Below are 10135 nucleotides of genomic sequence, written 5' to 3'. Positions count from 1 at the left end.
GTCCGAGCAGCAATAGAGCGATCCATTGGCCGGCAGGCGATTGCGCAGCAATCTGCCGAGAGGCGCAAGCTTCGCTCGCGGCGTTGAACCGGGAGCTGGGCATCAACCCCAAGACCGTAGCGAAGTGGCGCAAGCGCGCGACGGTCGAGGATATGAAGACCGGGCCATCGGAACCGCGCTCTACGGTCCTGGCCGAGGATGAAGAGGCGGCGATAGTGGCATTCCGGCGCCATGCGCTTCTGCCATTAGACGACTGCCTTTACGCCCCGCAGCCATCCATCCCTCACCTGACGCGATCTGCGTTGTGCAACGACATGGCATCTCGCGCCTGCCTGATGTGGAGGGCGACAAGCCGAAGTGGTCGAGGTTCAAACGCTACCCGATAGGGTTCTTCCACATCGACATCGCCGAGGTGCAGATCGCTGAAGGCAAACTATATTTGTTCGTCGGCATCGGCCGCACGAGCAAGTTCGCCGTGACCCAACTGGTCGACAAGGCCGACAGGAAGACAGCCTGGGAATTCCTTCAGCACATGCTCGAAGCCGTGCCCTACCAGGTCCACACCATCTTGACCGATAACGGAATCCCGTTCGCAGAGCAGCCTCGAAACCGGAATACCATCTACTCCCGGCCGATGCGCTTCGACATGATCTGCGAGGCAAAAGGCATCGATCACAGGCTGACCAAACCCAATCATCCGTGGACCAATGGCCAAGTCGAACGGATGAACCGCACAATCAAGGAGGCCACCGTCAAACGTTTCCATTACGACAGCCACGACCAGTTGCGAAAGCACCTCGCCGACTTCATGGCGGCCTACAACTTCGCTCGAAGGCTCAAGACCCTCGGCGGTCTCACCCCATACGAATACATCTGCAAGATCTGGACATCAGAGCCCGACAGATTCATCCTGAACCCGATCCACCAGAGGCCGGGACTGAACACCTAGACATTTGCTTGGACGCGATTTCAAGCCGAAGCGAAAAACCGCTAAGTGCTTGAAAGATATGGAGGCGAGTAGGAGAATCGAACTCCTGTACACGGATTTGCAATCCGCTGCGTCACCACTCCGCCAACTCGCCTGCTGGTGGCAAAAATGCCATGTGGTGACAGGCGATATAGCGGCGGCTTATGTTGATCGCAAGCGCGATTTTTGACGCGGCCAGGAGGAACGCCACACATTCGCTTTCTGTTCTTGTCCTCTTCTGCTGCGGTTGAGGGGCTGGAACAGGCTGACGAGCAGTCCCCCACAGAGGCCCAGCGAAGGCGGTGCGGAGCCGGAAACAGGGCCGAGGCGGCGAAACTCACGAAGATCGGCCTCGGGTAAGTTGGCACGGTTCCCATGTCGCCACGAGGGGATATCTATCTGGTCAGGTATCTGGTCAGTCGAACCCAGATGAATTTGAAGGTCTGTTGATGCAAGCGCCGGCTGGCGGCCGGGTGAGTGAAAAAGCCGCATCGACCCACTGGGCTCACCCTGCCCGCGGGGGATGGGGCGGGCTATTCGCGGGCCAAATGCAGTTCATACCAGGCATTATATATAGTGCGTCATATATAGTGCGTCGGGTGCATCAGTGTGATCCCCGGGATCGCCCCAGGCTGGTTCCTGCGATGGCGCGGGGGCCAGCCGTCCTCCCTGATCTGTCGACCGATGGTGGTTTTCTGTGCCGGACCGCATATGGCGGCATCCGTCTTTACATGGTCTTTGCGCGGCCTCGATCACTGCGACGATTGTTTTGCATTCGATTTACAGTAAGATCGAATGAGGGATGCGGGACGTGCAGTTCGCGGCGTCACCGCGTTGCCAACTCGCCTGCCGAAGGTGCGGGGCGGGGCCCTAGCTGATCTGTGAACGGGCTGCAAGGCCTCTCCAGGCGGGAAATTGCACACCCACCGTTGCCGGGGCCGAAGGGATGTGGCAAAAGCCATGCAAGGGACTGAACAAAAGAGTTTAGCTATGACAGACTTCGCTGCCCGCCGCCGCATGATGGTCGATACCCAGGTCCGGCCCTCTGATGTGACGAAATACCCGATCATCGACGCATTGTTGGCGGTTCCGCGCGAAATCTTCGCGCCCGATGCGTTGCGCGATGTCGCCTATACCGGCGAGGATCTGGTCTTCGGCGGCGCCCGCGTCATGCTCGAGCCGCGGACCCTGGCCAAGATGCTGGACACGCTGGACATTCGCCAGGACGAGCTGGTGATGGATGTGGGCTGCGCCACCGGTTATTCCGCCGCGGTCATTGCCAAGCTGGCGCAGGCCGTGGTGGCGGTCGAAGAGGATGCGGATATGGCGGGCGAGGCGCCTGAGCTTCTGTCCGAGGCCGGCGCGGACAATGCGATTCTGCATCAGGGTCGGCTGGCGGCCGGCGCTGCGGAACATGGCCCCTATGATGCGATCATCGTCGAGGGTGGCGTCGAGGAGATGCCGCAGGCGCTGGTCGATCAGCTCAAGGAAGGCGGCCGGATGATCGGCATCTTTATCGAAGGTGCCCTGGGCGAGGTCCGGATCGGTTTCAAGCGCGGCGGCAAGATGTCCTGGCGCTATGTGTTCAATGCCGCTGCCCCGGTGCTGCCGGGGTTCGAAAAGCAAAGGGCGTTTTCGCTCTGAAGCTAACGGGGGCGCGGTCGGACAAGGTCGCGCCCTTTGACAATCTGGAACCCGGAACGGCGGGCAATCGGAGACGAGGATATGGGCAAGGCAGCAGGTATCAAGGGGCTTCTCAAATCGGCCGTTCTGGTCGGTGGGCTGGCGATTACCGCCATGGCGCCGCAGCGCGCCGCGGCAGAGAATATCGTGGACGCGATGATCGGCGCGTATAACACCAGCGGGCTGCTTGAACAGCAGCGTGCGGTGTTGCGGGCGGCGGATGAAGATGTTGCGATCGCGCTGTCGTCGTTGCGTCCGGTGATCAACTGGACGACCCAGCTGTCGCGGACGCTGGCGAAGACGCAAAATAACCGCAGCAAGCTCAACAACTACGACACCGAATTCTTCACCGGTTTGTCGCTGAGCCAGCTTCTCTATGATGGCGGCGCCACGGTCCTCAACCGGCAAGCGGCGCAGGAAGCGGTTCTTGCCACCCGTCAGAGCCTGTTGAACGTCGAGCAGCAGATCCTGTTCCGCGCCGCCTCGGCCTATCTGAACGTCGTTCTCTACAGCGAGAACGTGCGGCTGCAGGAAAACAACGTGCGGCTGCTGCAGGAAGAATTGCGCGCGGCCCAGGACCGTTTCGATGTGGGCGAGGTGACCCGCACCGATGTCGCCCTGGCCGAAGCGCAGCTGGCGGCCGCGAAATCCTCGCTCGCCTCGTCACGCGGCACCCTGGTCAGCGCGCAGGCCGAATATTTCAACGCCACCGGCCACAAGGCCGGTCCGCTGGCCGGCGAGCCGCGGCTGCCGAAGCCCGCCGCCTCGCAGAAGGCCGCCACTGATATCGCCGTGCGCAACCATCCCAGCATCCTGTCCGCACAGCATCAGGTCAGGGCGGCAGAGCTGAGCGCCCAGGCCACGTCCAAGGCCATGGGGCCGAGTGCCTCGCTCTCGGCCAATATCGGTGTGACCGAGGCGACCACCAGTACCGACTATACTCACAGCGCTACCGTCGGCGCTTCGGTGTCGCAGCCGATCTATCAGGGGGGCGCGCTGTCGGCGAACTATCGACGCGCCTTGGCCAACCGCGATTCCTACAAGTCGGCGCTGCTGACGGCACAGAACAACGTGGTGCAGGACGTGGCATCGGCCTATGTCCGGCTTGAGGTCGCCAAGGCCAACCTTGTTTCCAGTGCTGAGCAGGTGCGCGCGGCGCAGGTCGCCTTCGACGGGATCCGCGAAGAAGCCAAGCTGGGCGCCCGGACCACGCTGGATGTGCTGTCGGCGGAACAGGATCTGCTGGACGCGCAAACCAACCAGATCTCGGCCCGCTCGGAAGAGGGGATCGCGACCTATCAGTTGCTGGTGGCGCAGGGGCTGCTGACGGCCGAACGGCTGGGGCTCGCGGTGCAGATCTATGACCCGACGCTTTACTACAATCTGGTCAAGAATGCGCCGGCCAAGGTCAGCAAGCGCAGTCGCGACCTGGATCGGGTGCTCAAGGCGCTCGGAAAAGAGTGACATCCAAGGCAAGCTCTGACAATTCTCGCTTTCGGTTGTGAGAATCCTGGCAGGGGTTTACACTTCTAAACAAGGTCAGAGTGGAACCAAGACATGCCTAAGCCCGTCACGAATGCGCAGATCGAGGATGTTCTTTCCTCGATCCGCCGTCTGGTCAGCGAAGAATCCCGTAGCGACATCCGGCCTGAGCCCGAAAGCGTGGCCGGGGGGGCGGTGCGATCGTCCAGCGCCGCGGCTGGGGCGCTGAGCGAGGGAGGTGACCGGCTGGTCCTGACACCTTCGCTGCGCGTCGATGAGACGCTCGCCCCTGGGGCCGCGGTCCCTGCGCAGTCTTGGGCGGAGGAGGACGAGGACTTCGCTCCGGAGATCGAGCCGACGGTCGGGGCAGCCGGTGTCGTCGGGGAAAGCTTCGAAGACGATGTGGTGGCGGAGGAGATGCCGCCGCAATGGGTCGACGTTGACGAGACTGCCGAGGCGACCGAGGAAGAGCTGGCAGCCGCGCTGCGGCAGGTGGCCGACCAACCCGCCACCGTGGAGGCGGGTGAGGAAGCCTATGTCGAGCCGAGCTTCCAATCCACCCGAACCGAGAGCCTGACGGCCAAGATTGCGGCGCTTGAGGCGGCGATCGGCCGTACCCGCGACCAGTGGGAACCCGATGGCGACAGCCGGGATGCCTATGCCGGGACCAGGGGCAACGCCATCGCCTGGCAAGATCACGTCGTGGACAGCGGCCACCCCGCCGATGCTGCCGCGGCAGAGAGCGCGACATCCGAGGATGAAGCGGTCCTGGACGAGGACGCCCTGCGCGAACTGGTGGCCGAGATCGTCCGGCAGGAGCTTCAGGGCGCGCTGGGAGAACGGATCACCCGCAATGTCCGCAAGCTGGTGCGCCGTGAAATCCACCGGGTGCTTGCGTCGCAGGATCTGGAATAAGCCGGGGCCGGGCAGGGCGGCGCCTTGCCCCTTTGCCCCCTCAGTCTGCGGCGCGGGTCCGGGCGATCCGCAGTAGCTCGTTGATATCCATATAGCGTTCCAGATGGTCGGCCAGCGCCTCAAGCGTGGCCTCGACCCCGTCGTCATAAGCATGGCTCGACCGCTGTCCCAGTTCGGCCAGAAAGGCGGCGCGGAAGGGATCCGAGCTGAACATCCCGTGCAGATAGCTGCCGCGCACCCGCCCGTCGGGGCTGGCGGCGCCTTCGGTCTCTCCGTCGATCCGCAGCCAGCCGCGGGCCCGGTCGGGGCCTTCGGTGCGGCCCAGATGGATCTCGTATCCGCTGAGCCGCTCGCCGCCGGGCAGGGCGCGGCCCTCCCGCTCGACCACGGTTTTGTCGCCGGTCATCACGGTGTCGACGTCAAGCAGGCCAAGCCCCGGATCGGTGCCCGGCGCGCCCTCCAGCCCCTCGGGGTCGGCGATGGAGCGTCCCAGCATCTGATAGCCACCGCAGAGGCCCAGCACATGGCCGCCGCGCCGCAGGTGGGCCTGAATGTCGATGTCCCAGCCCTGCGCCCGCAGAAACGCCAGATCGGCCCGGGTGGATTTGCTGCCGGGGATCAGCACCAGATCGGCGTCGCCGGGCAGGGCGCGGCCGGGGGGCACGATATCGACGGTCACCGAAGGCTCGGCCGCCAGCGGGTCGAGATCGTCGAAATTCGCCATCCTGGGCAGCTTTGGCACCGCCACCTTGCAGGCCCCGCCGGGGCGTGAGGCGATGTCCATCATATCCTCGGCCGGCAGGCGCCAGGCATCGTGAAACCAGGGAATGACCCCGAAGCAGGGCCAGCCGGTCCGCTCGACGATGTCGTCGCGACCCCGGTCGAACAGGCTCAGATCGCCGCGAAACCGGTTGATGGCAAAGCCGGCGATGCGGGCGCGGTCGGCATCCTCCAGCACCGCCTGGGTGCCGACGATCTGGGCGATCACCCCGCCACGGTCGATATCTCCGACCAGAATCACCGGCACCCCGGCGGCCTGGGCAAAGCCCATGTTGGCGATGTCACCGGCGCGCAGGTTGGTCTCGGCCGGGCTGCCGGCCCCCTCGACCACGACGATGTCGACCTGATCCGACAGCCGTTCAAAGCTTTCGAGCACCGCCTGCAGCAGCGCCCCCTTGTTGCGCTGGAAGAACCCGGCCTCCTGCGAGCTGCGCCGCCGCCCCTGCACCACGAGCTGGGCGCCGGTTTCGCTTTCGGGCTTCAGCAGAACCGGGTTCATGTCGTTGACCGGCATCCGTCGGGCGGCGCGGGCCTGCAGCGCCTGGGCGCGGCCGATCTCGCCCCCGTCTGCGGTGACGGCGGCGTTGTTCGACATGTTCTGCGGCTTGAATGGCACCACCCGCAGACCTCGGCGCGCCAAGGCCCGACACAGCCCGGCCACCACCAGCGATTTGCCGACGTTCGATCCGGTGCCCTGTATCATCACTGCCGGCGTCATCCGGGCGATCCTCTGGCTGCCTCGGCGCAAAAAAACGCGCCCTTGCAGGCGCGCTTTTAAGTGACGGGATAGGTGGAGATCAGGCCGCTTCGGCCTGCTCTGCGGCGTGGCGCCGTTCGCTTTCCTCGCGCGACAGCGCGACCGAGGTGCGTACGCCCTTGGAAACGAAGTCCATCAGGCCGGAGACAACGCGCTCGTTGGGGTCGATCCCGGCGCAGCTCAGCACTTCACGTCCGTCGCGCGACCGTGCCCAGCGGGCGATCTGCTCCGGACCATTACCATATTTCTTGTCATCGGCGATTGCATCGTCGAGGGCGGCCAGCACAACGGCCGCGAACAGTTTACGCGCACGATTGCCTTGCTCATTATTGAAGGCGGTGCCGTCAACGAAATCTTTCATCCCGTTTTCCTTGTTTTTCTTGCTCTTGCAATTTTCGGCGTGCTGCTGCTTATGACCGATTGCGCATGATTCTGGCACCCTCATTCTGCATGGCAGCATTGCTTGAAATGCATATCTCTCTGCGCATGCAGCATGCTCTCTGGTTATCTTGCCAGGCAACGCCCTGCCAGATATAGGGGCGCGAACCCATGCATCAACCTTGCGTACAAGGATTTTACTAATGCCCAAGATCAACGGTAACGAAATCCGCCCCGGAAACGTGCTTGAACATAACGGCGGTTTGTGGGCGGCCGTCAAAGTCGATCACGTCAAGCCCGGGAAGGGCGGCGCCTTCGCTCAGGTCGAGCTGCGCAACCTGCGCAACGGCACCAAGCTGAACGAACGGTTCCGCAGCGCCGACAAGGTCGAGCGGGTCCGTCTGGAACAGAAGGACATGCAATTTCTCTATGAAACCGATGGGATGCTGGTTTTCATGGATGCCGAAACCTATGAGCAGGTCGAGCTGCCGGCCGAGATCCTGGGCGAGCGTCGCCCCTTCCTGCAGGACGGCATGACCATCCTGGTGGAGTTCCATGAAGCCGAGGCGCTGAACGCAACCCTGCCGCAGAAGGTCACCTGCAAGATCGTCGAGACCGAGCCGGTGGTGAAGGGTCAGACCGCCGCCAACAGCTTCAAGCCGGCGATTCTGGACAATGGCGTGAAGGTGATGGTGCCCCCCTTCGTCGGCCAGGACGAGGACATCATCGTCAACACTGAAACCATGGAATACACCGAACGCGCCTGAACCAAGCAGCGGAATTCAGCCGAAAATCAAAGGCGGGTGGAGATCACCCGCCTTTTTGCTTGCTTGCAATTTGTCAGAAGTTTTCCAGAATTGCCGCCCGCGCCCGAATCAGGCTGCGCTCGTCGACAAAGCGCGGCGTCGATTGCATGTAATCGCGGAAGGCCTCGCCATAGCCCTGCAGCAGCCAGCGTTCCTCGTTCAGCACGAAGAGGAAGTAGAGCAGGAACAGCACGGCGGCGAGCCCCAGGGTGATCGGCGAGCCCGAGGCGATCCCCAGCCCGACTGTCGCCAACACCGAGGTGACATATTGCGGGTTGCGCGAATAGGCGTACATGCCGCCGGTCACCAGCCCGTCGCTTTCGCAATAGGTGTTCTCGATCCCGAGGAACTTGTAGCCCCAGAGCGTGATGCCGAAGGCTGCCACCATCAGCGGCAGGCCGATGGCATAGCGGGGCCAATGGCCCCAGCCATGGGTGCCGACCTCGAGCAGGGCGAAGATGACAGTGCTGCCGCAGAAGACGCGGAACAGGCCAAAGGCGAGATGATGGCGCACCGGCGCCTTCTCTCCCGCCGGCCAGAAGCCGAAGGCCGGGCGATAGAGGTTCCAGGCCAGCAGCCCGCCCAGGAGAAGCGCCGAGACGATGGCGGCGATCAGGGCCACAGAGTGGAGGGTTTGAAGAAGATCGGTCATTGGTCAGTCCGGTTTGCGATGACTCAAGATGCGTGCCGCCTGCAAAAGCACGGCGATGCAACATCCAGGTGACAGTCACGCGCCCGGACTAACCTGGATCAGAGCCGCCGGACCGTGACGCCGCCGGCCTGCATCTCCGCCTGCGAGCGGTCGAAGCGCAGATAGGCGATCGCCTGGCCGCCCGATTGGGTGAAGAGCACCCCGGCCGGTTTGCCGTCGGCGGTGATCTCGGTTCCCACCGGGGCTTCGCCCTCGACCGCGACACGGGCCAGCCCCTTGCGCAGGTCGGTCTTGTGCTTCATCCGCGCGGTCACCTCCTGTCCGACATAGCAGCCCTTGCGGAAGTCGACCCCGTTCAGCCGTTCGAACCCGGCCTCGAGGATATAGGTCTCGGGGGCCAGTTCGATCCCGGTCTCGGGGATGCAATGGGCGACGCGGATGGCGTCCCAGTCGCTGCCGTCATCGCCTTCGGGCGCGGAGGTATAGGCACGCCAGCCCATCGCCGGGTCGCGCGGATCGGCCAGGGCGCCTTCGGGCGCGGGGCCGGTGCCGCGCTGGAGGTTGAGCCCGGCAGGCGCGATCGTCACCTTGGCGCGCAGCTTGTACATCATCAGCCGCCGCAGCAGATCGTCGGCCAGCGGTTCGGCCACGTCGAGCAGCACGCTCTCGCCGTCGCGGGCCAGGAAGAAATCAGCGAGGAACTTGCCCTGCGGCGTCAGCAGCGCGGCATAGACCATCCCCTGGTCCAGCTTGCGGATGTCGTTGCTGATCAGCCCTTGCAGGAACTCCTCGGTCTCCGGTCCGCTCAGACGCAGGATGCGGCGCGTGGTCATGGTTCTGGTCCCGTGATGGTTTCTTGTCTGTCGTGCTTCGTGATATAGGAGGGCGCCGGGGCTTGAACAGGGCGCCCGTGACCGATGACAGGAGTTGCCTTTGACCGCACCGATCAGCCTGGTGATCCCGACGCTCGATGCCGAGGCCGAACTGCCGCAGTGCCTGGCGGTTCTGGCCGAGGGGCTGATGTTCGGGTTGATCCGCGAATTGGTGGTCACTGACGGCGGATCGACCGATGCCACCTGCGAGATCGCCGAGGCGGTGGGGGCAGAGGTGGTCGAAGGGCCGGCCTCGCGCGGCGGGCAGCTCAGGCGCGGGGTGGCGGCGACGCGCGGCGAATGGCTGCTGATCCTGCACGCCGACACCGTGCTGCAACCGGGCTGGACCGCAGCCGTGGCCGCCCATGTGTCGCGCGCCGATGCGCCGCCGGCCTATTTCCGGCTGGCCTTTCGGGATGGCGGTTGGCGGGGGCGGCTGGTGGCCGGCTGGGCCAATCTGCGCGCCGCCGTCTTTGCCCTGCCCTATGGCGATCAGGGCTTGCTGATCCGGCGGCGGGACTATGAGGCGGCGGGGGGTTACCCGGATCAGCCGCTGATGGAGGATGTGGCGCTGGTGCGTCGTCTGGGGCGCCTTGCGGCGCTGCCTGCCACCGCCGAGACCTGCGCCGCGCGCTATGCCGCCCGCGGCTGGTTCCGCCGTGGCGGGCGCAACCTTTGGACCCTGGCGCGGTATTTTGCCGGGGCGGACCCGGAACTGCTGGCGGCGCGGTATAACCGCTAGAGCGTGGATGGTCGGGCGCAGAGAGGGGGGCTCTGCCCCCCACGGCCTGCGGCCTCCCCCCGGGATATTTCAGGCTAGAAAAAGGGGGGGTGAGCGGCGCC

Annotated in this window: 9 protein-coding genes, 1 tRNA gene and 1 pseudogene; 6 read left to right on the top strand and 5 right to left on the bottom strand. The window is 64.4% G+C overall.

What is annotated here, in order from left to right; all coding sequences use genetic code 11:
* Positions 1 to 20 precede the first annotated feature (20 nt).
* A pseudogene (locus tag ACN0V4_RS21315) lies at positions 21 to 949 on the top strand (IS481 family transposase).
* Positions 950 to 1008: 59 nt separating this feature from the next.
* Here the strand turns inward: ACN0V4_RS21315 and ACN0V4_RS21310 are convergent.
* Positions 1009 to 1082, bottom strand: a tRNA-Cys gene (locus tag ACN0V4_RS21310).
* Between the two features lie 875 nt (positions 1083 to 1957).
* On the opposite strand from ACN0V4_RS21310, the gene ACN0V4_RS21305 reads away from it, so the two are divergent.
* The 3 genes from ACN0V4_RS21305 (at position 1958) to ACN0V4_RS21295 (ending at position 5047) form a co-directional block, all read left to right on the top strand.
* Complete coding sequence (locus tag ACN0V4_RS21305; protein ID WP_417679898.1) at positions 1958 to 2611, top strand: protein-L-isoaspartate O-methyltransferase family protein; 654 nt, start codon at positions 1958 to 1960, stop codon at positions 2609 to 2611.
* Positions 2612 to 2692: 81 nt separating this feature from the next.
* Entirely contained in the window at positions 2693 to 4114 is a 1422-nt protein-coding gene (locus tag ACN0V4_RS21300; protein ID WP_417679896.1) for a TolC family outer membrane protein, read from the top strand.
* A 93-nt stretch (positions 4115 to 4207) separates the two neighbouring features.
* Positions 4208 to 5047 (top strand): hypothetical protein, encoded by an 840-nt coding sequence (locus ACN0V4_RS21295; RefSeq protein ID WP_417679894.1) that lies wholly within the window; start codon positions 4208 to 4210, stop codon positions 5045 to 5047.
* A gap of 40 nt (positions 5048 to 5087) precedes the next feature.
* On the opposite strand, the gene ACN0V4_RS21290 is transcribed toward ACN0V4_RS21295, so the two are convergent.
* Together ACN0V4_RS21290 and ACN0V4_RS21285 are read right to left on the bottom strand one after the other, a co-directional pair.
* Positions 5088 to 6545 carry a cobyric acid synthase gene (locus ACN0V4_RS21290; protein WP_417679892.1) on the bottom strand — a complete coding sequence of 486 codons (1458 nt, stop codon included), beginning with the start codon at positions 6543 to 6545 and terminating at the stop codon, positions 5088 to 5090.
* Between the two features lie 79 nt (positions 6546 to 6624).
* On the bottom strand, positions 6625 to 6945 hold the full coding sequence (locus tag ACN0V4_RS21285; protein ID WP_417679890.1) for a DUF6280 family protein: 321 nt from the start codon (positions 6943 to 6945) through the stop codon (positions 6625 to 6627).
* A gap of 220 nt (positions 6946 to 7165) precedes the next feature.
* Between ACN0V4_RS21285 and efp the strand changes: the two genes are divergently transcribed.
* On the top strand, positions 7166 to 7729 hold the full coding sequence (efp, locus tag ACN0V4_RS21280; RefSeq protein ID WP_417679888.1) for an elongation factor P: 564 nt from the start codon (positions 7166 to 7168) through the stop codon (positions 7727 to 7729).
* Positions 7730 to 7802: 73 nt separating this feature from the next.
* Here the strand turns inward: efp and ACN0V4_RS21275 are convergent, their stop codons facing one another.
* Both ACN0V4_RS21275 and ACN0V4_RS21270 read right to left on the bottom strand, forming a co-directional pair.
* Positions 7803 to 8420 carry a methyltransferase family protein gene (locus ACN0V4_RS21275; RefSeq protein WP_417679886.1) on the bottom strand — a complete coding sequence of 206 codons (618 nt, stop codon included), beginning with the start codon at positions 8418 to 8420 and terminating at the stop codon, positions 7803 to 7805.
* A gap of 98 nt (positions 8421 to 8518) precedes the next feature.
* The gene (locus ACN0V4_RS21270) at positions 8519 to 9472 is read right to left on the bottom strand and encodes a YgfZ/GcvT domain-containing protein (protein ID WP_417679884.1); all 954 of its coding nucleotides are present in this window, start codon (positions 9470 to 9472) and stop codon (positions 8519 to 8521) included.
* Here ACN0V4_RS21270 and ACN0V4_RS21265 point away from each other — a divergent pair.
* Entirely contained in the window at positions 9354 to 10034 is a 681-nt protein-coding gene (locus tag ACN0V4_RS21265) for a TIGR04283 family arsenosugar biosynthesis glycosyltransferase (protein ID WP_417679882.1), read from the top strand. The two genes, ACN0V4_RS21270 and ACN0V4_RS21265, sit on opposite strands and share 119 nt — an antisense overlap.
* Positions 10035 to 10135: the final 101 nt, after the last annotated feature.

This window comes from Pseudodonghicola sp. (assembly GCF_048268305.1).
In the GTDB taxonomy this organism is placed as follows: Bacteria; Pseudomonadota; Alphaproteobacteria; order Rhodobacterales; family Rhodobacteraceae; genus Pseudodonghicola.
The sequence above is the reverse complement of the archived record's forward strand: the minus strand, read 5'-3'. Positions and strand labels throughout refer to the sequence as shown.